Genomic DNA, 23,840 nt, shown 5'->3' on the forward strand with positions numbered 1-23,840 from the left:
AAACGGCGCGTGGTCCTCCTGCAAGGGCGGACTGCCAGCCTGGAGCCCCTGATGCCGAGACCTGCGACCGATCCTGCCAAGGCCGCCCACATCAAGGTCCTGCGCCAACAAGCCGGGCGTTGGCTGAAGACGGCGCGCGAGCAAGCGGGACTGACCCAGGCCGAACTCGCCGAGAAGGTGGGCCTGCGCTACTACACCTTCGTCTCGCAGGTGGAGAGCGGGTTGGGCCGCCTGCCGATCGAGACGCAGGGCGCCTGGGCCCAGGCGCTGGGCCTCGAGCCCGGAGATTTCGCCAAGACCCTGCTGCGCTATTACGAACCCGAACTATATAGGCTGCTGTTCGGCGCCGAGGCTGCGGCCTCGGGCCAGGATCGGGCCGCAGGCTGACGCCGCGGGCCCCAGGAGATGCTTTCCTAGAGACGATGGGTCAGGTCGTTCCCTTCATCGCCCGCGTCCGCGACAGCGGCGACTGGTCCGCGGCCGAGCGCGCGCGCCTGGAAGCCCTGGCCGAGCGCCTGGCGGCCAGCGGCGTGCGCGTCGAAGTGATCTTCGGCGCCACCGACGAGGGCGATCCCTGGTGCGTCGTCACCGACGCGGACGGTGACGTGCTGATCCACGTGGCCCGCATCAACGGCAAGTTCGTCGTGCATTCGGCAGTGGATGACGCGGTCAACGAGAGCGCCGACCTGCACACTGCACTGCGTGATCGGCTGGAAGCGACCGAGGAGGCGATGGCGCCCCAATCGGCGACCATCCTGCCGTTCGGCCAGACCGCCCGCCAGGGTCAGACCTTCCTGGCGCTGCTGGCGGCCGCCGCCTTCTTCTACGAAACCGCCGCGATCGGCGACACGGCCGAGGCCGGCGAGAAGATCCAGGCCCTGCCCCCGCCCAACGACGACCCGCCGCCGGACGCCGACGCGCCCGCCCAGGAGCGTGAAGCGACGCAGGGCGTGGCGTTGCAGCCGGCTACGACGCCTTCGACGCCTCAACTGGCGCCGACGCCGGCCGCGGCGCCTGTCGCCGCGCCTGAACCGCCGGCGCCGCCGCCTGCCATCGAAGCCCAGGCGCCCGCACCTGCCGCGAAATCCGACGCCCTTGCCGCACCTCCGGCCGAGGAGGCTCGTGTCGTCATCCAGGGCACGGCCGGTAACGACCTGCTGGTCGGCACGAGCGCCGACGAACACATCGTGGGCGGCGACGGGAATGACACCCTGCGGGGCGGGGGCGGCAATGACCTCCTGGAAGGCGGGGCCGGCGACGACGTGATCGAAGTCACGGGCCAGGTGACCGCCGTTGGCGGCGAAGGCGCCGACACCTTTGTCCTGGCGACGCCGGTCCAGGCAGGGCCGGAACGCCTGCTGGGCGTCATCCTCGACTTCAGCGCCCTCCAAGGCGACCGGATCTTCAACGTCGCCGGCGAGGCGGTGCGCTTCCGCCAGCCGCCATCGACGGACACCGACCACAAGGGGCCGCCGGACGACGGCGACGGCGGATTCACGACCACCCTGGTCCCGCCGCACCCGGAGACCGACCCGCTGGCGCCGCCCACAGGCGGCGGCGACTTCAGCACGACAATGGTCGGCCGTCCGCCACTCACGCGGGTGGAAGTGGATCTGGACGGCGACGGGGTGGTCGACGGCTACATTCTGGTCGGCGTCCGCGCCATCGTCACCACCGTCGGCGCCAGCTTCGGCCCCACCGACCTGGTCGGCTAGCTCGCGCGCTTCGCGCCGAGACGGCGCCGGGCTAGAGGCCTTTCACGATGCCTTCGACCATCTTCTTGGCGTCGGCGAACAGCATCATCGTGTTGTCGCGGAAAAAGAGCTCGTTCTCGACACCGGCATAGCCCGCGGCCATCCCACGCTTCACGAACAACACCGTCCGCGCCTTCTCCACGTCCAGGATGGGCATGCCGTAGATGGCGCTGGTGGGATCGGTCTTGGCGGCCGGGTTGGTGACGTCGTTGGCCCCGATCACGAACGCCACGTCGGCCGTGGCGAACTCGGAGTTGATATCCTCCAGCTCGAACACCTCATCGTAGGGCACGTTGGCCTCAGCCAGCAGCACGTTCATGTGCCCGGGCATCCGGCCGGCCACGGGGTGGATGGCGTACTTCACCTCCACGCCCTCCTCCTTCAGCTTGTCGGCCATCTCGCGCAGCGCGTGCTGGGCCTGGGCTACCGCCATGCCGTAGCCCGGCACGATGATGACCTTGGAGGCGTTCTTCATGATGAAGGCTGCATCGTCCGCCGAGCCCTGCTTCACCGGCCGGGTCTCGACCTTGCCGCTGGCCGCCGCGCTGTCGTCAGCGCCGAACCCGCCCAGGATCACCGAGACGAAGCTGCGGTTCATGCCCTTGCACATGATGTAGCTGAGGATCGCGCCCGAGCTGCCCACCAGGGCGCCCGTTATCACCAGGGTGATGTTCTCCAGCGTGAAGCCCAGGGCCGCCGCCGCCCAGCCCGAGTAGCTGTTCAGCATCGACACCACGACGGGCATGTCGGCCCCGCCGATCGGGATGATCAGGGTGACGCCGATCAGCAGCGCCAGGGCGAAGATCGCCCAGAAGGCCCACAGGGCCGAGCCGCCGCTCATCACCAGGATCGCCACCAGGGCCACGATGGCGAGGCCAATGGCGATGTTCAGGATGTGGCGGGCGGGCAGCAGAATCGGCGCGCCGCTCATGTTGCCGTTCAGCTTGGCGAAGGCGATCACCGAGCCCGAGAAGGTCACCGCGCCGATGGCGAGGCCCACCGACAGCTCGATCAGCGAGACCAGATGAACGCGGCCGTCGTCGCCCAGGATCCCGTAGGCGTCGGGCGTATAGATCGCGGCCACGGCCACGAGGCAGGCGGCCATGCCGACCAGGCTGTGGAAGGCCGCCACCAGCTGCGGCATCGAGGTCATGGCCACGCGCCGGGCGATCACCGCGCCGATGCCGCCGCCGACCACCACGCCGCCCAGGATCAGGCCGATGGTGAGCGCATCCAGCTTCGGCCCCAGCAGCCACAGCGTGGTGCCGATGGCGATGGCCATGCCGATCATGCCGTTGCGGTTGCCCGCCTGGCTGGTGGTCGGCGAGCTCAGGCCCCGCAGCGCCAGGATGAAGAGCACCCCGGAGACGAGGTACAGGATGGCCGCGATATTGGCGTTCATAGTGAGATGCCCCCGCCGATCCGGCCTACTTCGACTTCTTCTTGTACATCGCCAGCATCCTCTGGGTGACGAGGAAGCCGCCGAAGATGTTGACCGCCGCCAGGGCTGCGGCGACCGCGCCGGCGCCCTTCGAGATCAGGATGTTGCCGGTCAGCTGGCCGTCCGAGCCGCTGGCCGCGGCAGCCAGCAGGGCGCCCACGATGATCACCGAGGAAATGGCGTTGGTGACGGCCATCAGCGGCGTGTGCAGCGCCGGCGTCACGCTCCAGACCACGTAGTAGCCCACGAAGATCGCCAGCACGAAGATCGCCAGGCGGAAGACGGTCGGATCGACGTCCATGATGTCTCTCAGGCTTTGAGCGAGGGATGGACCACGGCGCCGCCGTGGGTGACGAGGCTGGCCTTCAGGATCTCGTCCTCGAGGTCGGGCGCGAAGGCGCCTTCCTTGTTCTTGAACAGCTCGGCGAAGGCCAGGAGGTTGCGAGCGTAGAGCGCCGACGAGTCCGCCGAGATGCGCGCGGGAAGATTGGGTACGCCCAGGATCTTCACGCCGTTCTTGGTGACCGCCACCTCACCCAGCTTGGCGCCCTCGACGTTGCCGCCCTGCTCGATGGCCAGGTCGACCAGCACCGAGCCCGACTTCATCGAGGCCACCTGGGCGGCGCTGACCAGCTTGGGCGCCGGACGGCCCGGGATCAGGGCGGTGGTGATGACGATGTCCTGCTTGGCGATGTGGCCCGAAACCAGCTCGGCCTGCTTGGCCTGGTAGGCCGCGGACATCTCTTTCGCGTAACCGCCCTCGGTCTGGGCGTTGGCGAACTCCTCGTCCTCGACGGCGATGAACTTGGCCCCCAGGCTCTCGACCTGTTCCTTGGTGGCCGGCCGCACGTCGGTGGCGGTGACCACCGCGCCCAGGCGGCGCGCAGTGGCGATGGCCTGCAGCCCCGCGACGCCCACGCCCATGATGAACACCTTGGCCGGCGCCACGGTGCCCGCCGCCGTCATCATCATCGGAAGCGCCTTGCCGTAGGCCTCAGCGCCCTCGATCACCGCGCGATAGCCGGCGAGATTGGCCTGGGACGACAGCGCGTCCATCACCTGGGCGCGGGTGATCCGCGGCACGAACTCCATGGCGAAGGCCGTTGCGCCCTGCTTGGCGAGGGCCTCAACGGTGGCCTTCTCGTTGAAGGCGTTCAGCAGGGCCACGACATACGCGCCCGACTTCAGCGCTTTCACCTCATCGGCCTCGGGCGCGCGCACCTTGAACAGCACGTCGGCCTTGGCGATGGCGTCCTTGGCGGTCTTGGCGATCTTGGCCCCGGCGGCCTCGTAGTCGGCGTCGGCGATCGAGGCGCCCAGGCCGGCGCCCGTCTCGACGACGAGCTCGAACCCGGCCGCGACCAGCTTCTTCACCGTCTCGGGCGTCGCGGCGACCCGGGTCTCACCGGATTTGCGCTCTTTGGTGACGGCAATGACAGCCATGGTCCGCGGGATCCCCCAAAAAGCGCGCGCCAGCGGCCGGACCATAGGGGGGGTCGTGACAGCTTGTCCAGCGGCCGCCCTTCAGTTTTCAAACATGCGTTTGAAGGGTTTCTGAGCGCGGGACGCTCCGCGCCACCCAGACATGACAAAGCCTCCGCTTGCGGCGGAGGCCCGTCAGACTCAAACTTCGAAAAACCCTAGTGGGCGTCGGCGCTCGCCGGCTTGTCGCGCAGCAGCAGGAAGCCGACCACCAGCAGCACCAGGGTGTAGGCGGCCGAGCCGAGGAAGCCGGTTTGCGTGCAGAACAGGAGCGAGAAGAACAGGATGCCGGCGGCGATCACCAGCGAACCCCACTTCGTCAGGCCCATCACCAGGTGGAAGGTCGCGGTCTGTTCGGCGATGTCCATTTCGCCGCGGTGGTAGTCTCCGGCCATCGGGGGTCTTCGCTCTTCGGTGAGTGGGAATTGGTGGTGGCGATACACGAACCGCCGGCCCGGTTCAATGCGGCCAAGTGCCAAGAAGGGTGCGAAGCACCGCGACCAACGCCAGGGGCTGGTCGATCATCACGTGGTGATGTGAATCGGGAATCTCGATCTCGGGGATGTGGCCATCGAGGAAGCCGCGCTCACCGGCCTTTCGGCGGTCGATGATCCGGCTCTTGTCGCCGTAGAGGTGGATCACCGGCACCTTCAGATCCGGGAAGTCGCCCGTTCCGGACATGATCCCGTCGCTTCGGTCCAGCTTCTCCCACATGTTGGGATCGAACTTCCACGCCCAGCCCAGACCCGAGCCGTCGGGCAACGGCGTCTGCTTCAGCGAGCGCCGCGCGATGAAGTCGAGGACGTAATAGTTCTCGGCCGGCTGCGGCGGCATCAGCCGGAACCGTTCCAGCGCCTTTTCCAGCGAGGGATAGATCCGCGTCGGCCGGTCCGGGCTGGGGTTGTTGGCCAGCACCTCGGCGCGCTTCGCCCGCTCGGCCAACACCTCGGGCGGCGGCCCGCCGAAGCCGGTGTCGACCAGGACGGCCGCATGCATGTGCTCGGGATAGCGCGCTGCGGCGAAGAACACCTGGCCGCCGCCGAACGAGTGGCCGATGTAGATCGGCTTGCGCCCGCCGTCGTAGAGGCCCGTCGCCCGGGAAACGGCCTCGGCGTCGGCGGCGAAGTCGCCGAACTTGTAGCTCTCTCGCCAGTCGGAATTGCCCATTCCGGCGAGCGACATCGACGTGACCCGGTAGTCCTTGGCCAGATATGGCGCCAGGGGGCTCCACCACTCGGCATGCGCGCTGTTGCCGTGCACCAGCAGCAGGCCAGGCTTGCCGCGCTCGCCCCAGGAGAGGGCCTCGAGCCTGGCCCCCATGGACTCGACGAACTGCCGCTCGGCCTCCTGAGCGATCGCCCACTTGAACCATGCCGGGGCCGGCGGCTCCTCGCCCTTATAGGGCGCCAGCGGCGCCCGGACCTCGGGCGGCAGATCGTCCGAATGGAACGGCCTGTCGTCGTAGGTCTCGCCCTTGCCAGGTAGGGGGTTCACCGCCGGTTCCGGCGCTTTCGTTACGTCATCTGCCATCGTGCCATCGGTCTAACGACCGTTTGAAAAATGGCAAGCCGTACCTCCCCTTCGGGATTGTCCGCCGGAACCTGCCCCACTTCTGAACGTCATCCCCGGGCTTGCCCAAGGGATGACGTCCTGAAAGGGGATGGAGCGTAGGGATCAGCCGTCGACCGGCAGTCCCAGCGCCATACGGCCGGCCAGGCGCGCCTGGGCTTTTTCCTGCAGCGGGTGGTAGCGGGCGGCCTGGACGTCGCGCCAGATCCGTTCGAGTCCCGCCTTGCGGTAGAACGCGCCACCGCCGGCCGCTTCCATGGCCTTCTCGACGGTGCGGATCGCGGATCGCGCCACCAGGGTGCGGCCCATCATCACGCGATTGCTGGCCGCTTCGCCCGGCTCTCCGGCCTCGATAACCGCCAGCATGTCGGACAGCGCCATCCGGGCGGCCGCCAACTCGGTGTCCATCTCCCCCACGATCTGGGTCAGGTCGTCCGACGTCTTGCGCGCGGCCATCGCCACCGCCTTGTCCCGCGCAGCCTCCGCCAGGCCGACGTAGACGCTGTAGATCAGCGGGAAGGCGATCATGGTGACCATGTGCATCAGCGGGTGCCACTTGCCCGACGGGCGGCGCACGGTGACGGCGGCGTCCGGCACGAACACGTCCTTCAGCTCGATGTCGTGCGAGCCCGTGCCGCGCATGCCCAGGGTCCGCCAGGTGTCGAGGATGGTGACACCCTGCGCCTTCAGCGGAATCGCCAGATGGAGCACGGTCGGCCCCTCCGGCGTCTGCTGCACGGCCATGGTGACCAGGAGGTCGCCCAGCGGGCTGCCGCTGGCGAAGATCTTGCGTCCGCTGACCCGGAATCCGCCTTCCACCGGAACGGCGTCACACGAGCCGTCCAGCCAGTCCGAGCCCCCCGACGAGACGAGGGTCAGGTTCTCAGCCACCACCCGTTTGAGCAGGCCCTCGACCGGCTCCGGCGTCCGATGCCAGCGCCATGCAGGAAGCGCCACCGCGTGGGTGTGCATGGCGAACGCCAAGGCCGTCGAGCCGCAATAGCCCGCCAGCGTCCGTAGCATCCCCGACAGCTCGGCGGGTGTCGCGCCGCCACCGCCCAGTTCGGCCGGCACGGCGGCGGCATGGAAGCCGGCGTCCTTCAGCAGCTTCATGTTTTCGGAGACGAAGGCGTCGTTCGCATCCGCCGCCTCGGCCCGCGCCGCGATCTGCGGTCCCAGCTCATGCGCCCTGGCGGTCCAGTCCATGGGCTCTGCCTTTACATTGATCGTCATAACTCACCTCAGGGTCTCTTGAAGCGAGGTCTTGCGCGCTATGACCCGGGGTCTCCAGTTCGAAGAATGAACTTGTGGAACGGTGGTCACGGGACGACCCTCAGGCCATGAAGGGTTATGGCCAGTTCTGCCCGGTCGCCAAGACGGCCGAGATCTTCGCCCAGCGGTGGACGCCGCTGATCATCCGCGAGCTCTGCTTTGGGCCCAGGCGGTTCAACGAGATCCACGTGGGCGTGCCGCTGATGTCGCGGGCGCTCCTGGTCCAGCGGCTCACCGAGCTGGAGGAGGCGGGCGTCATCGCGACCCAGCCGCTGTCGCAGGGCAAGCTCTACAGCCTGACCCCGGCCGGCGCGGAGATGAGCCAGCTGATCTGCCTGATGTCGGACTGGGGCCAGCGCCACGGCCAGGGCCGTATCGCCCAGGAGGAGTTGGACCCGACGCTGCTGATGTGGGGGATGAAGCGGCAGGTCGATCTGAATGAGCTGCCTGACCACGACGTGGTGCTGCGCTTCGAATTCCGCGGCGTCCCCAAGGCCCACGCCGCGCGGCGCTATTGGTGGATGATCCTGCGGTCGGACGATGTCGAAGTGTGTCTGAAGGACCCCGGTCGGGACGTGGACGTGGTCCTGGCCTCCGACCTCGAAGCCTTCGTGCGCGTCTGGATGGGCCATCGCGGCCTGCAGGACGCCCTGGCGAAAGGCGACATCACCCTGTCGGGCGACAAGGCGCGGATCGCCGAGTTCAAGCGGGCCCTTCGCATCGCGGACCAGGCGGCCCTCAAGACACTCTACTTCCGTCCTGCGGCCTGAACGTCATACGGGATCGCGGATGGCCTGATCGGCTGGCCAAGCCTGCGACCCACGCTATCGTGGCGTCCGCATGCTCGTAGAACTCACCGAAGTCGTCGTCGCCGTTGTCATGGTCGTGGCCAGCGTGCTGATCCATGGAGCGGGGCTGTTCTGGCTGGCGCGAGCGCTGCGGCTTGTGGGCGCCGAGGAGTCTCGCCGACATGTCGGCCTGGACTCGCCGCGCGCCGCCTTCGACCTCACCGCGATCGTGTTGGGCCTCTTCGTGCTGCACGGCTTGGAGATCTGGGGCTGGGCGCTGGTCTATGTGACCATCGGCGCGATCCCTGACCTTCGCACCGCGGTCTATGCGTCTGGGTTCGTCTACGCGACCATCGGCTACGATGAGGATTTAATCCCCGAGGTTTGGCGGCTGCTGGTCGCCGTCGAGGGCATTACCGGTGTCCTGCTCCTGGGCTGGACGACCGGCTTCTTCGTCAGTGTGGTGTCGCGGCAGCGGGGGACCTGAGCGCCATGGACGAGAAGACGCTGGACGACGTGGTGGCCGTGCTGCCGCCTCTCCTGCAGGCGCTCGACCGCCTGGGCTTCGTCTCACGATACCTCGACCCCGCACAGTTCGATCGCGTCATGGACGCGGTGGGCGAACCCGAGACCGCGCTGGCGGCGGAACGTCACCGCCTGGAGGGTTGGCCGGCCGAGCTGGCCGACGTGCAGACCGCGCTCGCCACCGCCAGTGACGCGGCCCTATCGGCGTTCGCCGCCCTGCGCGTTGCTCCGCTGGCCGAGGACGGACTGATGGCCTCGTTCCGGGCGCTGCGCGAACTGCCCCGGGCGCTGGAGGCGATCTACCCGTTGGCCGAGGGTCTCCCGCCTGTCAGCCGCTTCTTCCTCGACCCGGCCCATCGTGGCGACGAGGCGCTGGTTCAGCGTCTGGCCCACGCGCCCGGCCTCGCCGACACAGGCGTGCTGCATTTCGGCGAGCCCGGCTCGCGTGGCGGCTTCTCGGTCTATGTGCCGGAGTACTACGACCCGGCCGAGCCCCTGCCCGTGGTTTTCGCCTTGCACGGTGGCTCGGGAAACGGTCGCGGGTTCCTGTGGAGTTGGGTGCGCGAGGCCCGCACCTTCGGCGCCATTGTGGTCGCCCCCACCGCGGTAGGCCGAACCTGGGCGATCCAGGGTCAGGACGCCGACAGCCCGAACCTCGCCCGCATGCTGGCCGCCGTGCGCGAGCAGTGGCAGGTCGATGAGCGGCGGCTGCTGCTCTCGGGCATGAGCGACGGCGGCACCTTCGCTTACGTCTCGGGCCTCGAGCCCGGGTCGCCGTTCACCCACCTGGCGCCGGCGGCGGCGGCCTTCCATCCGATGATGGCCGCCTACGCGGACAAGGCGCGGATCACCGGCCTGCCGATCCACATCGCCCACGGCGTCCGCGACTGGATGTTCCCGGTCGATATGGCCCGCGAGGCGGCCGATGCGCTGGCCCGCGCCGGCGCCGAGGTCACCTATCGCGAGCTGGACGATCTCAGCCACACCTACCCGCGCGAGCTGAACGGCCCGATCCTCGAGTGGCTGAAGGCGACGTCCTGATGGCGACGGCCATGTCCCCGCGCGGCGTGGCGCGCGGCCGTTGCGCCTGTGGCGCGGTCGAGGTCGAGATCGGCGTCCCCGCCCGCTGGGCCTGGCACGACCACTCGCAGGCCAGCCGCCTGGCCCAGGGTTGCGCCTACGCCACCTATGTCGGCAGCTGGCGCAGCCGCTTCCGCGTGGTGGAGGGTGAGGCGCACATCAGCCGATACGAGGACGAGGTCGAAGGCACGGTCCGAAGCTTCTGCACCCGCTGCGGCACGCCGCTGTTCTACGAGCGCCGCCGATCACCCCAGATGGTCAACGTGCCTCGCGCCCTCTTCACCACCCGCACCGGCCGCGAACCCCGCTATCACATGCACCTGTCCCAACAGGCCGACTGGACCTACCAGGGCGAGCCGCTCGCGCCGTTGAAGGGCTATCCGGGCGTAATGTGGGAGAAGCCCAGGCGGAAGAGGAAGCCGCCCGCGCCGATGTTCTGACAAGCCAGCGAGGCCCCCCAAGCGACTGGCGAACGTGGGGATAAACCAGACATCAAGGAGTCATGTGGCAATAGAGGCTCACGCCACGTCCGCCTCCGCGGTCGCGGCGAGGAGCGAACCACAGATGGCGTCCACAAACGCCGCAGTCGCAGCGGCTCAGCCAGCGCCCGCAAGGTCGCAGGGCGCGCCCACCATGGGCCAGCTGCTGGGGTTCGTTTTCGCAAGCGCCGACATGATCCTCGAGATCGAGGACAAGCATTTTGTGACCTTCGCCACCGGCGCGGCCATGCGGCTGCTGAGCCGTAGCGCCGACTCCACGCTGGGCAGGCCCTGGCGCGAGCTGTTCGAGCCCAACGACGCCGAAATGGTGGAAGCCGCGCTGCGCGACGTTCGGTCGGGCGAGCGCCGCGGACCCTATTCCGTCGAGCTGGCCACCCCGCGTGGCCCGCAGCCGGTGTCGCTGACCTTCTTCCAGATGCCGCAGCGTGAGTCCTTCGTCGCCATGGCGATGAGCCTGCGCACGCCCGGCGTGCAGTCGGTCAAGATCGACGAGGCCGGCCTCACCAGCCGCGACGAGTTCGAGAGCGCCGCAACCAGCCTGCTACAGCAGGCCGAGGCCGATGGCGCGTCACTGCACGTCGATCTGCTGGAATTCGCCGGCCTCAGCGGCGCGCTGGCGAAGATGACCAGCGCCGAGGCCATGGACGTCCGGCGCAAGCTGGCCGCCATGCTGCGCGCGGCGTCCTACGGCGGCCTCCCCGCTGCGTCGATCGGTCCCGACCGGTTCGCCCTGCTGCGCTCGGGCCGTCCCACCGCTGAGGCGATCGGCGAGGCCGTGCGTGACCTGGCCGGGCCCGGCATCCGGCTATGGACCGGCGCGCTGGAGCTGGACGGCACGTCGCCGACCGAAAGTCTGCGCGCCATCCGCTATGCCATCGACCGCTGCATCGAGGACGGGCCGTCTCAGGCGGCCAAGAGCTTCGAGGCGGCGCTGCGACAGACAGTCACAGAGTCCTCCCGGTTCAAGGAACTCCTGAAGGAAGGCCGCTTCGAGGTGGTCTACCAGCCGGTCGTCGATCTGAAGACCCGCAAGCTGCACCATTACGAGGCGCTGGCTCGCTTCGAGGGCGGCGATGAGCCCGCGGCGACCATCAAGCTCGCCGAAGAGCTGGGTCTGGTCGTCGAGTTCGACCTCTCCATCGTGCGCACGGTGTTCCAGGCCCTGTGCGAGGCGCCCGAAGGCGTCTCCATCGCCGCCAACATCAGCGCCTTCTCGATCCAGTCCGAGGGCTTCGTCGATGAGATCCTGAAGGTCACCGCGATCACCAAGAAGATCCGGCCTCGGCTGATGCTGGAACTGACCGAGAGTCACAAGATTACGGACCTCGCGGCCGTGAACGATCTGATCCAGCAGCTGCGTCGCGCCGGCCATGTGGTCTGCCTGGACGATTTCGGGGCCGGCGCCGCTTCGATGGACTATCTGCGCCAGATCGAGGCCGACGTCGTGAAGTTCGACGGCCGCTTCATCCAGGGCCTGAAGAGCCGGCCGCGCGACACCCTGATCCTGAGACGGCTGGCCGAGCTCTGTGCGGAATTGGGCCTCTCCACCGTCGCCGAGATGATCGAAAACGAGGAGACGGCCAAGACCCTCGCGTCGCTGGGCGTGGGGATGGGCCAGGGATGGCTCTTCGGCAAGCCGGTCGCCAAGCCCGAGGGCATGCAACGCGCCCCCGCTCCCGTCGCGGCCCGCCGAAGAGGCGAGGTCGAGACCTGGGGCTGATCTCCGTCGCCGACGGTTGAGGCCTTCTACGGGGTCCGGGTTCGCGGGGTCGGCGTCAGACCAGCGCCTCGAACTCGTCGACGAGCCGCTCCATCTGCTTCATGCCGGCGGCCCAGAACGCCTTCTGCCGAGGATCCAGCCCGAACGGCGCCAGCGCCTCGACGTAGGTCTTGGTGCCTCCAGCCGCCAGCAGCGTCTCGTACAGCGGCGTGAACTTGGCCGGGTCCTCGCGGCGCTTCTCCATCAGGGCCCGCACCAGAAGGTCGCCGAACGCATAGGCGTAGACGTAGAACGGCGCGTGGATGAAGTGGCTGATGTAGGCCCAGTAGTGCCGATAGCCCTTATCCAGCCGGACGGCCGGCCCAAGGCTTTCGGCCATGATCTCCATCCACAGCGAGGCGATCTGGTCGGCCGACAGCTCGCCCTCCAGGCGGGCATTGTGGAAACGGGTCTCGAAGCGATGGAAGGCGATCTGGCGCACCACCGTGTTGATGCCGTCCTCGATCTTGCCGGCCAGCAGCCCGCGGCGGTCCGCCTTCGACGTCTCGGCCAGCAGCTTCTCGAACACCAGCCCCTCGCCGAAGATCGAGGCCGTCTCGGCCAGGGTGAGCGGCGTGTCGGCGAGCAGGGTGCCCAGCGGCTTGCACATGGTCTGATGCACAGCGTGGCCCAGTTCGTGCGCCAGGGTCAGCACGTCGCGCCGCTCGCCCATGTAGTTCATGAACACATACGGGTGACGCGTCGCCGTGACCGAGTGTGAGTAGGCCCCCATCTGCTTGCCGGGGCGCGGCTTGGCGTCGATCCAGGGCTGGCTGAAGAAGGTCTGGGCGGTGTCGGCGAAGCCCGGAGACAGCGCCCGGTAGCTCTCCAGGACGATCGACTTGGCCTCGTCCCAGCTAAAGGTCCGCGGCGCCGCCGAGTCCAGCGGGCAGTTGCGATCCCAGTGGTCGAGGTGCGTGCGGCCCATCACCTTGGCCTTCAGGCGATAGTAGCGGTGGCTGACGCTGGCGTAGCTGTCGACCACCGCGGCCTCCAGGGCGTCCACCGCCTCGGCGTCCACCTCGTTGGCGAGGTGCCGGCCCGACGCCGCCGTGGGGTACTTGCGCCACCGGTCCTCGACCTGCTTCTCGAAAGCCAGGGTGTTGAGGCTGAGCGCCAGCGTGCCGGCGCGTTCGCCCAGCGCCTTGGCCAGCGCCTGAGCGGCGGCCTTGCGCTTCTTGGCGTCGGGCCCGGCCGACAGGGTGAGCAGCTCGGAGAGGGTTAGCGCCTGACCGCCAACCCTGGCCGACAGCTTGGCCAGTGTCTCGTCCGACAGGCGGCCCCAGTTGGCCGTCGCCGGCGCCTTGTCGATCAGCAGGCGCTCAAGGTCAGCCGAGAGCTCGTGCGGTCGGCCGGCCCGCACCCGGCGCAGCCAGGGCCGCCAGCGCTGGGCCGGCTTGTGGGCCTTCAGCGCGAGTTCCAGCTCGTCGTCCTCCAGCTGGTTGATCTCCAGCGTGAAGAACAGGCTCATGGCCGCGATCTGCGACGACCGCTGGCGCAGGTCGGCCTCGAACTTGGACCACGCCGGATCGTCCCGGGCCGTCGACGCCGACAGCGAGGCGAACGCCCCCACGCCCCACATGGCGTTGGTGGCCTGCTCGTACAGTTCGATGCCCCGGTCGATGATCCCGCCCAGCTCGGCCGGCCGCGACCGCGTGGCGATCATCCGGCCTTCGAGCTTGGCCAGCTCACCGTTCAGGCGCTCGGCCTCCTTGAGATCGGCCTCGATACGCGGGTCCTCGCGGCCTGCGTAGAGGTCATCCAGCCGCCAGGTGGGCAGCGCGTCGGTCTTGAAGGGCGCGTTCATGGAGAAGGACCTTAGCGCCGCCATCGCGCGCGGGCCAATGGCGGATCGCCCTTACCGAGCGACCGCCCCTGACGCGATCAGTCCCAGCACGTCGGCAGTCGGCCGGACGTCGCCGAACGAGCGATAGAAGGTGTGCAGGGTGGCGTTGTGCTCGGCGTCGGTCCGCGCCGCGCAGGCGTCGGCCACCAGGATCGTGCGGTAGCCCAGCGTCCGTGCGTCGCGCGCCGTGGCCTCGACGCAGACGTTGGTAACCGTGCCCGCGACCAGCACGGTGTCGACCCCGCGCGCGACGAGCCGCTCGTTCAGATCGCAGCGTCCCGGGAAGAAGGCGCTGGCCGCCGTCTTCTCCGCGAACAGATCGTCCGCCGCGGCACGCAGTTCGGGGCACAGCCGACCGGGCAACGGTCCAACGCCGCCCGAGCCGCGATAGGCGGCCGCGCCTTCGACCCCGTTGTGCGCGATCGAAAGGGCGTCGAACGGGTCGGGGCCCGGGAGCACCCAGGCCACGACGCCCCCGGCCAGCCGCAGCGCGGTGGCCAGTTCGTTGATCGGCGCGATCACGGCCCGGCAATACGGATTCTGCTCCGCGAAGAACGGGACCATGTCCACGACCACCAGGGCCGTCATGGCCGGCCGCAGCGTTTCGAACGCAAAGCGACGACCGCGCCGGGTCTCGTGACGGATGTACTCGCGCTCGGCGATGCTCCAGGCGTGGCCCATGCCCCTGCTCACAACTTCTGCGTCGCCAGCAGGATCGACGTCTCGGTCGAGGCGATGCCCTCGATCTGGCGGATGCGGTCAAGGGCGGCGCTGAAGGCGTTCAGCGTCTCGACATCGATCTCGGCCACCAGATCCCAGCGACCGTTGGTGGTGTGCACGGCCGAGACTTCGGGAAAGCCCCGCAGCGAGCGCACCACGGCGCCCGATCGCTCGCCCTCGATGGCGATGGTCATCACGGCGCGCACCCGGTTCGAGGCGTCGGGCCGCGTCTTGATCGTGAAACCCTGGATGGTCCCGTCGCGCACCAGCCGCTCGATCCGGTTCTGTACCGTGCCCCGCGAGACGCCCAAGGCCTTGGCTAGCGTGGCGGCCGGCTTGCGCGAGTCGGCGCGCAGCAGGCCGATCAGCTCGCGGTCTAGGTCATCGGTCATTTCGCCACTCACTTGTGACATTACGTCAAACTGATCGACGATATGTAGCACGTTGCTCGCTATTCGCTAACGCGCGACAGCGCCACCCTGGAGGCGATCACTCCAGGAGCCCGCATGGACCGCCCCACCTATCTGATGACCGACCCGGCTTGCTTCGACGTGAGCTACCGGATCAACCCGTGGATGGACCCAAAGGCCTGGAGCGCCGCCGACGCCGCGGCCGCTCGCGACGGCTCGGCGGCGCTGCGCGCCGCGCTCGAAGCGACCGGCGCCAACGTCGAGATCATCGGCGCCGTCAAAGGCCTGCCCGACCTGGTGTTCCCGGCCAACGCCGCCGTCGTGCTGGACGGCCGGGTGCTGATGGCCCGTTTCCGCCACCCCGAGCGCCAGGGCGAGGAGCCGGTGTTCCGCGCCGTCTTCCAGAAACTGAAGAGCCGCGGCCTGGTCCGCGACATCGTCGACTTCCCCGAAGGCGTCTTCCACGAGGGCGCCGGCGACGCGATCTGGGACGCCGATCGCAGGCTGTTCTGGTGCGGCTTTGGCCCGCGCTCGAGCCGCTCGGCGATCCCGGTGATCCGCAAGACGTTCGGGCATGAGACCGTGGCCCTCGAGCTGGCCACCGAGCGTTTCTACCACCTCGACACCTGCTTCTGTCCGCTGGCCGGCGGCAAGGTGCTGTACTATCCGCCGGCCTTCACGCCGGACGCGCTGGCCACCCTCCGAGCCCATATCCCCGATAGCCAGCGCATCGAGGCCACCGACGAGGAAGCCGCCGCCTTCTGCGTGAACGCGGTAAACCTCGACGCCCGGATCGTCATGGCCAAGGCTCCCGAAAGCCTGCGTACGAAGCTGCGCGCGCGGGGCTACAGCCTGACCGAGGTGGACCTGAGCCCCTTCATCCGCTCGGGCGGCGCCTCGTACTGCATGACCCTCCGCCTCGACCGCACGTCCGTCCCCGCCGCCCAACTGCACGCCGCCGAATAGGGAGCGCAACAATGAACGATATCGCCCTCCAGCGCAGCCTGACCGCCCGCTTCATCGAGACCGAAGCCCAATACGGTGCGAAAAACTACAAGCCGCTCGACGTGGTGTTGACCCGTGGCGAGGGGACCTACGTCTGGGACGTCGACGGCAACCGCTATCTGGACTGTCTCTCGGCCTACTCGGCCGTGAATCAGGGCCACTGCCACCCAAAGATCCTGGCCGCGATGATGGAGCAGGCCGGCAAGCTGACGCTCACATCGCGCGCGTTCCGCAACGACCAGCTGGCGCCGTTCTACGAAGAGCTCTGCGCGCTGACGAACTCGCACAAGGTGCTGCCGATGAACTCGGGCGCCGAGGCGGTCGAGACGGCGCTGAAGGTGGCCCGCAAGTGGGGCTACGAGGTCAAGGGCGTGCCCGAAGGCCAGGCCGAGATCATCGTGGCCTCGGACAACTTCCACGGCCGCACCGTCGCCATCGTGGGCTTCTCGAGCGACCCGCAATCGCGCGGCGGCTTCGGCCCCTTCGCGCCGGGCTTCAAGATGGTCCCGTTCGGCGACGCCGACGCGCTGGAGGACGCCATCGGGCCGAACACGGTGGCCTTCCTGGTCGAGCCGATCCAGGGCGAGGCGGGCGTAATCATCCCGCCGGCCGGCTACCTCAAGCGCGCCCGCGAGCTGTGCACGAAGCACAACGTCATTCTTATCCTGGACGAGATCCAGACCGGCCTCGGCCGCACCGGCAGGCTGCTGGCCGAGGAGCATGAGGGCGTCGAGGCCGACCTCACCCTGATCGGCAAGGCGCTCTCGGGCGGCTTCTATCCGGTCTCGGCGGTGCTCTCGAATTCCGAGGTCATGAGCGTCCTGCATCCCGGCGAGCACGGCTCGACCTTCGGCGGCAACCCGCTGGCCTGCGCGGTCGCCCGCGCGGCGCTGAAGGTGCTGACCGAGGAGGGCATGATCGAGAACGCCGCCCGGGTGGGCGAGCGCCTCAAGGCCGGACTCGCCGCGGTCGCCACGCCCCGCGTGAAGGAGGTCCGCGGTCGCGGCCTGATGATCGCCGTCGAGCTCCACGCCGACGCCGGCGGCGCGCGCCGGGTCTGCGAGGCGCTGCAGGGCCGAGGCCTCCTCGCCAAGGAGACCCACGACCACACCATCCGCATCGCCCCGCCGCTGATCCTCACCGACGCCCAGGCCGACTGGATCGTCGACCAGTTCGCGGCTTCCCTCCCCTGATGGGGAGGGTGGCGAGCGAAGCGAGACGGGTGGGGAGGTCTTGATCCTCCCCGACCTCAGCACTCCGGCCCACACTTCCCCACCCTGGCCGCTTCGCGGCCTGTCCCTCCCCATTAAGGGAGGGACAGGCTCCCTTGGCCTCTAGTTCATCCCCGCTGGCGTCGGGGCCGCGGCGGCGACCGGTTTGCGAGCCTCGGTGATGACGTAGGCGCGGATGTCCTCGGCGTCCTGCGGGCTGAGGAAGCGGGAGAAGCTGGCCATGCCGCGGCTGGCCGAAGCGCCGTCGATGACCACGCCCTTCCAGTTCTGGGCGGTGGTCAGCATGGGCGAGGCCTTCAGATCCGGCAGCCAGGCGCCCGAGGCGTTGGGTCCATGGCAGACTTGGCAGTTCTTGTGGAACAGCTCGAAGCCGTGCTGGACGTTGCCTGTCGACGCGACGTTGGTCAGGTCGATCTTGGCCGCGGCGGGTTGCGGGAAGGCCGGGGCCTTGGCCGTGCCGCCCAGCTTGTAGACCATCAGCCGCCCGGGCAGCCGCGGCCGGACGGGCATCGACGCCGGCGCCGAGATCTGGCCGCCGCCGCCCACGCCCACCATCACCGCCACATACTGCTCGCCGTCCAGCTCGTAGCTCATCGGCGCGGCGATCACGCCATTGCCGACTTCGGTGGACCACAGCTTCTTGCCGTTGGCGGCGTCGTAGGCCGAGAACTGGCCGTGCGCAGCGCCCTGGAAGACCAGGCCGCCCGCCGTCGACAGCACGCCAGCGTTCCAGAAGTAGGGATGGTCGACGGTCCAGACCGCCTTCTGCTGCACGGGATCCCAGGCCACCAGCTGGCCCTTGATCATCGAGGTCAGCGCCTTCATCTGCGCCGCGTCGGTGGGCAGCGAATTGATCACGAAGTCGACGCCCACGTTCCAGGCCCCGGCCTTGTACGACCCGCCCTTGTCGTCTGCGTAGGCGAACGGCGTGACGTTCAACGGGATGTAGACCAGACCCTGCTTGGGATTGAACGCCATCGGCTGCCAGTTGTGCGCGCCCAGGGGGCCCGGCACCTGCATGACCATCGAGGTCTGGTAGCGCGAGCCGGCGGTCTCGATCGGCCGGCCGGTGGCCATGTCGACGCCCGAGGCCCAGGTGATGTTGGTGTACGGCTTGGCCGAGAGCAGCTTACCGGTGGCCCGGTCGATCACGTAGAAGAAGCCATTCTTCGGCGCCTGCATCAGCACCTTGGTGGGCTTCCCGCCGATGTTCAGGTCGGCCAGCATGATGTGCTGGGTGGCCGTGTAGTCCCAGCTCTCGGCCGGCGTGGTCTGGTAGTGCCAGACGTACTCGCCAGTGTCGGGCTTCAGCGCAAGGATCGAGCTCAGGAAGAGGTTGTCGCCCTTGCCGCCCGAACGCTTCTGGTGGTTCCACGGCGTGCCGTTGCCGATGCCGAAGTACATGATGTCGAGCTGCGGGTCGTAGGCCATGGAGTCCCAGACCGTGCCGCCGCCGCCCGTCTGCTTCCACTCGCCGTCGCTCCAGGTGGCGTTGCCCTTCTCGGCCATCACCTTGTCGGAGGCCGCGTTATCGGGCGCGCCGGTGGGATTGGGCGTCGTGTAGAAGCGCCAGACCTGCTTGCCGGTCTCGGTGTCATAGGCGGTGATGTAGCCGCGCACGCCGTACTCGGCGCCGCCGTTGCCGATCATCACCTTGTCCTTCACCACCCGCGGCGCGCCGGTGATGGTGTAGGGCTTGGACTTGTCGGTGGTCTGGACCTCCCACTTCACCGCGCCGGTCTTGGCGTCCAGCGCCACCAGGCGGCCGTCGATGGTGCCGACGAAAACCTTGCCCTTCCAGACGGCGACACCACGGTTCACGACGTCGCAGCAGGCGTCGAAGCCCTTCGCGCCTTCGACCTTGGGATCGTACTTCCAAAGCTGCTTGCCGGTCTTGGCGTCGAAGGCGAACACCTTGGACCAGGCGGTCGAGGTGTAGAGCACCCCGTCGATCATCAGGGGCGTCGCCTCCTGGCCACGGTCGGTGTCGAACTCGGCGAACCAGGCCAGGCCCAGCGTGCCGACGTTGCCGGTGTTGACCTTGTCCAGCGGACTGAAGCGCTGCTCGTTGTAGTCCTTGCCGTACGACAGCCACTCGCCGTTCGTGGCGGCCGCCTCCAGGCGCTTCTGATCGACGTTGCCCGGCGACTTCTGGCAGGCCACGAGCGCGGCGGCGAATGCCAGGGCCAAGCCCAGACGGATGATCTTCATAGCGCCCTCCCAGCAGCCGATTCTTTGCAGCGTGATCGGCGTTCAGTGAGCGCACTATGCCCCGGACCGCGCGCCGGGCAAGCGTGCCGCTGGGGAATGGCCGGCGATGCGAACCCTAGACCATCGCGCCCAGAGATCCCCGCGAGGGAACCGCACCCGGTCTCAGCCGGGCGTAGGCCATGGCCAGCCGATCCACGACCTCGGCCAGATCATCGGGCGCCATCGTGAACGGCAGGCGCATGAAGCGTTCGAACGCGCCGTCCACGCCGAAGCGGGGGCCGGCGGCCAGGCGCACGCCGAACCGCTCGGACGTCGCCGCCAGGGTGTTCGACACCGGCGAGGGCAGCTCGGCCCAGAGCGACAGGCCGCCCGGCGGCAGGCTCACCTTCCAGTCCGGCAGCTTTTCGCGCACGAGGCGGTAGAGCACGTCGCGCCGTTCGCGCAGCAGCACGCGGCGGGCGGCCAGCGCCGTCTCATCGTCGGTCAGCAGGTGGGCGCAGGCCAGCTGTTCCAGCACCGGGGTGCCCAGATCCAGCGAGACGCGGCGCACGGCGATCGCCTGGATGGTGGCCGCGTCGGCGCGGATCCAGCCCAGGCGCAGGCCGCCCCAGAAGCTCTTGCCCACCGACCCCAGCCGAACGAGCCCCTCGTCGGGCTCGTCGAAGCCGTAGTGGGTGACGGGCCCGTCCAGCGACAGGTCCATCATGGTCTCGTCAAAGATCACGGTGGTGCGCGCCGCCTGGGCCGCCGTGACGATCGCCGCGCGCGCCTCCAGGCTCATGAAGCGGCCCGTGGGATTGTGGAAGTCGGCGATGAAGTAGGCCAGCCGAGGGCCGCTCTGGCGCAGCGCGGCGGCCACGCCCTCGACATCCCAGCCCTCGCCCGGCAGGCCGACCGGCGCGGGCCGGCACGACGCGCGCTGGATCGCGTCGATGGCGTGCGGATAGGTCGGATGGTCGATCACCACCCGGTCGCCCGGCCCGCAGAGCAACCGCAGCATCAGCGCCAGCGCGTGCTGGGCGCCGTTGGTGACCAGGATCTGGTCTGGCGTCGTCGGCAAGCCGCGCCGCGTGTAGCGCTCGGCGATCACCTCGCGCAGCACCGGAAGGCCCACCGGCAGGTAGCCGTGATTGGGCAGGTGCGCCGGCAACGCCGAAAGGGCCGCCGCGAGGGCCTGGTGCACCACATCCGAGGCCGGGGGCGCGGCCGCCGCCATGTCGAGAATGCCCTCGGACATCGGACCAAGCATCAGCGGCGTCGAACCCCGGTCGCCCGGCCCGGCCGGCAGCCGGGTCTTGGCGCCCGCGCCCTGGCGGCGATCCAGGAAGCCGTCGTCGCGCAGTCGCGCCAGCGCCGCGGTTACGGTCGTGCGCGACACCTCCAGCGCCTGGGCCAACTCGCGCTCGCCCGGCAACACCACGTCCAGCGGCAGCCGGCCGTCGAGGATAAGCAGCCGGAGCGCGTCGGCCAGCTGGCGGTAGGCGGGGCCCGTCTTCTCGCCCCGCCAGGCGCCGAGCAGGCGCACGAGCGAGGCCGGACCAATGCGGCGATGGGTCATGGACGCCACACTCTCAGAACTGGACCTGTTTTCAAGGTCCAGTTGAGGCCACTTGGCCCGCCTATGATGCCACGTCGCCTGATCCAACTCTTCGCCGGCCTGACCCTCTATGGCGCGTCCATGGCGCTGATGCTGCGCGCCGTCCTGGGGCTCGATCCCTGGGACGTGTTCCACCAAGGCCTGTCCACCCACGTCGGCCTGTCGTTCGGCATGCTGGTCAATGTGGTGGGCGCCGTGGTGCTGCTGCTGTGGATTCCGCTGCGCCAGAAGCCGGGTATCGGCACGATCGCAAACATCTTCACGATCGGCACGGCGGTGGACCTGGCCCTGCTGGTCCTGCCTGAGATCGAGAGTCTTCCGCTGCGCACCACGGCCCTGGTCGCGGGCGTCGTCCTGAACGGGGTTGCTGGCGCCATGTACATCGGCGCGGGCCTGGGCCCCGGCCCCCGCGACGGGCTGATGACCGGGCTCTGCAAACGGACGGGGTGGTCGATCCGGGTGGTGCGCACGGCCATCGAGTTCACGGTCCTGGCCGTGGGCTGGCTGCTAGGGGGCACGGTGGGCGTCGGCACGATCCTCTATGCCATCGCCATCGGCCCGATTGTGCAGGCCTTCCTGCCGCTGTTTACCGTGCGCGACAGGTCGCCGCAGAAAAGCGCGCCCGTTAACGCCTGACTCAGGGTTGCGAAACGCCCCCTTTACCCTTCGCCTGTATCAGAAGGGGACAAGAACAAGACCTCTTCCAGAAGGGAGGAGCGTCGATCTGGTGGGTGTTTTCGCATGGCCAAAACGGTCCTTGTCGTAGACGACGATCCAACTCAGCGCCGTCTGATCCAGGCCGTCCTGGAACGCGACGGGTTTGCCGTTTCGCATGCGCAGAATGGCGACGAGGCCATCCAGCACCTGAACTCCGGCGCCGGCGTGGACGTGGTCCTGCTGGACCTGATCATGCCCGGCATCTCGGGCCAGGACACCCTGGTGGAAATGCGGGCGCGCGGCTTCAATCAGCCGGTGATCGTGCTGACCGCCACGGGCGGGATCGACACCGTCGTCTCGGCCATGCAGGCAGGCGCCTGCGACTTCTTCGTGAAACCGGCCAGCCCCGAGCGGATAACGGTATCCATCCGCAACGCCCTTTCCATGGGCTCCCTCAAGAGCGAGGTGGCCCGCCTCAAGAAGCACGCCTCCGGGCGCACGACTTTCGACGACCTGATCGGGACGTCCCCCGCCATGCTGATGGTCAAGCGGCTGGGAGAACGGGCGGCCAAGTCGTCGATTCCCATCCTCATCACCGGTGAGAGCGGGGTCGGCAAGGAAGTGATCGCGCGCGCGGTGCACGGCTCGTCCGACCGCGCCGGCAAGCCGTTCATCGCGGTGAACTGCGGCGCCATCCCCGAGAACCTCGTCGAGTCGATTCTGTTCGGCCACGAGAAGGGCAGCTTCACCGGCGCCAGCGACAAGCACCTGGGCAAGTTCCAGGAGGCCAACGGCGGCACCCTGTTCCTGGACGAAGTGGGCGAGCTGCCCCTGGACATCCAGGTCAAGCTGCTGCGCGCCCTGCAGGAGAGCGAAATCGACCCGATCGGCGCCAAGCGTTCGATCAAGGTGGACGTCCGCATCGTCTCGGCCACCAACCGCGACCTGTCGCAGGCCGTGAAGGAAGGCCGCTTCCGCGAGGACCTGTTCTACCGCCTGAACGTCTTCCCGGTGGAAGCCCCGGCGCTGCGTGAGCGCAAGGAGGACGTGCCTGCCCTCGTCGACTGCTTCGTGCGCCGCTTCAACGTGGAAGAGGGCAAGTCGGTGGTGGGCGCCAGCGCCGAGACCCTGGCTTGCCTGACGGCCTTCGACTGGCCGGGCAACGTCCGCCAGCTGGAGAACGCCGTTTACCGCGCCATCGTGCTCGCCGACGCGCCCTACCTGCAGCCGCACGACTTCCCGGCCATCTCGGGCGTGGCCGCCCCGCCGCCGGAATACGTGCCGCAGGCCGCCCCGGCGCCGAGCGCGATTGCGCACGCAGGGTCGGACGCGCCGCCGGTGGACTCGCCGGTCCGCATCCTCGACTCCCGCGGACACCTGCGGACGCTGGAGGAGATCGAGCGCGACCTGATCCAGCTCGCGATCGAGATCTATGCCGGCCACATGAGCGAGGTGGCGCGCCGCCTCGGCATCGGCCGCTCGACCCTCTATCGCAAGGTCCGCGAGCAGGGCCTCGAAGGCCTGGTCAAGGGCGGCGAAGCCGAGGCTGACGCGGACGTCGCGGCCGCCTAGGCCTGATACATCGCTTCCCCGCCGGTCACCGTTCGGACGATCTGGATGTCCTTGATCTTCTCGGGTGCGATGGTCGTCAGGTCGTCGGCCATCACGACGAAGTCCGCCAGCTTGCCTGGGGTGATCGACCCCTTGATGCGCTCTTCGCGGGCGGCATAGGCGCCGTTGAAGGTGTTGATGCGCAGGGCCTCGGCCGGCGTGATCCGCTGGTTCGCGCCCCAGGTCTCGCCGTTCCACCCCGTGCGCGTGACCATGCCCTGGATGCCCATCAGCGCGGCGAACGGTCCGGGATAGAAGTCCGACCCCGCCGCGACGTTCACGCCGGCGTCCAGGAAGCTCCGGAAGGCCATGGCGTTCTCCATGAACTCCCGCCCGTAGAAACCGAACTTGTCGGTGTTGTAGTAGGCGTAGGTGGTGAAG

General features: G+C 68.7%; 23 protein-coding genes. 11 read left to right on the forward strand and 12 right to left on the reverse strand.

Annotated elements, in window-relative coordinates:
* The first annotated feature begins 51 nt into the window (after positions 1-51).
* Positions 52-387 (forward strand): helix-turn-helix transcriptional regulator, encoded by a 336-nt coding sequence (locus EPN98_RS08705; protein ID WP_293362290.1) that lies wholly within the window; start codon positions 52-54, stop codon positions 385-387.
* A 35-nt stretch (positions 388-422) separates the two neighbouring features.
* Positions 423-1,715, forward strand: coding sequence for a hypothetical protein (locus tag EPN98_RS08710; protein WP_293362291.1), 1,293 nt, complete (start codon positions 423-425; stop codon positions 1,713-1,715).
* 31 nt (positions 1,716-1,746) lie between these two features.
* Here the strand turns inward: EPN98_RS08710 and EPN98_RS08715 are convergent, their stop codons facing one another.
* The 6 genes from EPN98_RS08715 to EPN98_RS08740 form a co-directional block, all read right to left on the reverse strand.
* On the reverse strand, positions 1,747-3,156 hold the full coding sequence (locus EPN98_RS08715) for an NAD(P)(+) transhydrogenase (Re/Si-specific) subunit beta (protein WP_293362292.1): 1,410 nt from the start codon (positions 3,154-3,156) through the stop codon (positions 1,747-1,749).
* 25 nt (positions 3,157-3,181) lie between these two features.
* Positions 3,182-3,499, reverse strand: coding sequence for a proton-translocating transhydrogenase family protein (locus tag EPN98_RS08720; RefSeq protein ID WP_293362316.1), 318 nt, complete (start codon positions 3,497-3,499; stop codon positions 3,182-3,184).
* A gap of 5 nt (positions 3,500-3,504) precedes the next feature.
* A complete protein-coding gene (locus tag EPN98_RS08725; protein WP_293362293.1) occupies positions 3,505-4,638 on the reverse strand; it encodes a Re/Si-specific NAD(P)(+) transhydrogenase subunit alpha in 1,134 nt (377 codons plus the stop codon).
* 197 nt (positions 4,639-4,835) lie between these two features.
* Positions 4,836-5,072, reverse strand: coding sequence for an aa3-type cytochrome c oxidase subunit IV (locus tag EPN98_RS08730; RefSeq protein ID WP_293362294.1), 237 nt, complete (start codon positions 5,070-5,072; stop codon positions 4,836-4,838).
* A 64-nt stretch (positions 5,073-5,136) separates the two neighbouring features.
* Positions 5,137-6,171, reverse strand: a complete 1,035-nt coding sequence (locus EPN98_RS08735) for an alpha/beta hydrolase (RefSeq protein ID WP_293362295.1) — start codon at positions 6,169-6,171, stop codon at positions 5,137-5,139.
* Between the two features lie 180 nt (positions 6,172-6,351).
* Positions 6,352-7,479 (reverse strand): acyl-CoA dehydrogenase family protein, encoded by a 1,128-nt coding sequence (locus EPN98_RS08740; protein ID WP_293362296.1) that lies wholly within the window; start codon positions 7,477-7,479, stop codon positions 6,352-6,354.
* A gap of 107 nt (positions 7,480-7,586) precedes the next feature.
* On the opposite strand from EPN98_RS08740, the gene EPN98_RS08745 reads away from it, so the two are divergent.
* The 5 genes from EPN98_RS08745 (at position 7,587) to EPN98_RS08765 (ending at position 12,131) form a co-directional block, all read left to right on the forward strand.
* The gene (locus EPN98_RS08745; RefSeq protein WP_293362297.1) at positions 7,587-8,288 is read left to right on the forward strand and encodes a winged helix-turn-helix transcriptional regulator; all 702 of its coding nucleotides are present in this window, start codon (positions 7,587-7,589) and stop codon (positions 8,286-8,288) included.
* Between the two features lie 70 nt (positions 8,289-8,358).
* Positions 8,359-8,793 (forward strand): two pore domain potassium channel family protein, encoded by a 435-nt coding sequence (locus tag EPN98_RS08750; RefSeq protein ID WP_293362298.1) that lies wholly within the window; start codon positions 8,359-8,361, stop codon positions 8,791-8,793.
* Between the two features lie 5 nt (positions 8,794-8,798).
* Positions 8,799-9,872 (forward strand): hypothetical protein, encoded by a 1,074-nt coding sequence (locus EPN98_RS08755; protein WP_293362299.1) that lies wholly within the window; start codon positions 8,799-8,801, stop codon positions 9,870-9,872.
* Entirely contained in the window at positions 9,872-10,351 is a 480-nt protein-coding gene (locus EPN98_RS08760; RefSeq protein WP_293362300.1) for a GFA family protein, read from the forward strand. Before EPN98_RS08755 ends, EPN98_RS08760 begins: the two co-directional genes overlap by 1 nt.
* 124 nt (positions 10,352-10,475) lie before the next feature.
* Positions 10,476-12,131 carry an EAL domain-containing protein gene (locus EPN98_RS08765; RefSeq protein ID WP_293362301.1) on the forward strand — a complete coding sequence of 552 codons (1,656 nt, stop codon included), beginning with the start codon at positions 10,476-10,478 and terminating at the stop codon, positions 12,129-12,131.
* Positions 12,132-12,186: 55 nt separating this feature from the next.
* Here the strand turns inward: EPN98_RS08765 and EPN98_RS08770 are convergent, their stop codons facing one another.
* From EPN98_RS08770 to EPN98_RS08780, 3 genes are read right to left on the reverse strand one after another with little or no spacing between them, the layout of a single operon-like run.
* Positions 12,187-13,977: a M3 family oligoendopeptidase gene (locus EPN98_RS08770; protein WP_293362302.1), complete on the reverse strand. Its 1,791-nt coding sequence runs from the start codon at positions 13,975-13,977 to the stop codon at positions 12,187-12,189.
* 51 nt (positions 13,978-14,028) lie between these two features.
* Positions 14,029-14,697, reverse strand: a complete 669-nt coding sequence (locus EPN98_RS08775; protein WP_293362303.1) for an isochorismatase family cysteine hydrolase — start codon at positions 14,695-14,697, stop codon at positions 14,029-14,031.
* An 8-nt stretch (positions 14,698-14,705) separates the two neighbouring features.
* Positions 14,706-15,128 carry an Lrp/AsnC family transcriptional regulator gene (locus EPN98_RS08780; RefSeq protein WP_293362304.1) on the reverse strand — a complete coding sequence of 141 codons (423 nt, stop codon included), beginning with the start codon at positions 15,126-15,128 and terminating at the stop codon, positions 14,706-14,708.
* 114 nt (positions 15,129-15,242) lie between these two features.
* Here EPN98_RS08780 and EPN98_RS08785 point away from each other — a divergent pair, with 114 nt between their 5' ends.
* Both EPN98_RS08785 and rocD read left to right on the forward strand, forming a co-directional pair.
* Positions 15,243-16,112, forward strand: a complete 870-nt coding sequence (locus EPN98_RS08785) for a dimethylarginine dimethylaminohydrolase family protein (protein ID WP_293362305.1) — start codon at positions 15,243-15,245, stop codon at positions 16,110-16,112.
* A gap of 11 nt (positions 16,113-16,123) precedes the next feature.
* Positions 16,124-17,344: an ornithine--oxo-acid transaminase gene (gene rocD / locus EPN98_RS08790; protein ID WP_293362306.1), complete on the forward strand. Its 1,221-nt coding sequence runs from the start codon at positions 16,124-16,126 to the stop codon at positions 17,342-17,344.
* A 141-nt stretch (positions 17,345-17,485) separates the two neighbouring features.
* On the opposite strand, the gene EPN98_RS08795 is transcribed toward rocD, so the two are convergent.
* Entirely contained in the window at positions 17,486-19,594 is a 2,109-nt protein-coding gene (locus EPN98_RS08795; RefSeq protein ID WP_293362307.1) for a PQQ-dependent dehydrogenase, methanol/ethanol family, read from the reverse strand.
* Between the two features lie 115 nt (positions 19,595-19,709).
* Positions 19,710-21,152, reverse strand: a complete 1,443-nt coding sequence (locus EPN98_RS08800; RefSeq protein ID WP_293362308.1) for a PLP-dependent aminotransferase family protein — start codon at positions 21,150-21,152, stop codon at positions 19,710-19,712.
* A 66-nt stretch (positions 21,153-21,218) separates the two neighbouring features.
* Here EPN98_RS08800 and EPN98_RS08805 point away from each other — a divergent pair, with 66 nt between their 5' ends.
* Together EPN98_RS08805 and EPN98_RS08810 are read left to right on the forward strand one after the other, a co-directional pair.
* Entirely contained in the window at positions 21,219-21,827 is a 609-nt protein-coding gene (locus EPN98_RS08805; RefSeq protein ID WP_293362309.1) for a hypothetical protein, read from the forward strand.
* 105 nt (positions 21,828-21,932) lie between these two features.
* Complete coding sequence (locus EPN98_RS08810) at positions 21,933-23,420, forward strand: sigma-54 dependent transcriptional regulator (protein ID WP_293362310.1); 1,488 nt, start codon at positions 21,933-21,935, stop codon at positions 23,418-23,420.
* Here the strand turns inward: EPN98_RS08810 and EPN98_RS08815 are convergent.
* Positions 23,417-23,840 (reverse strand): amidohydrolase family protein (locus EPN98_RS08815; RefSeq protein WP_293362311.1); only part of this gene is annotated, 424 nt, incomplete at its 5' end. The two genes, EPN98_RS08810 and EPN98_RS08815, sit on opposite strands and share 4 nt — an antisense overlap.

Source organism: Phenylobacterium sp., assembly GCF_004299445.1.
Lineage (GTDB): Bacteria > Pseudomonadota > Alphaproteobacteria > Caulobacterales > Caulobacteraceae > Phenylobacterium.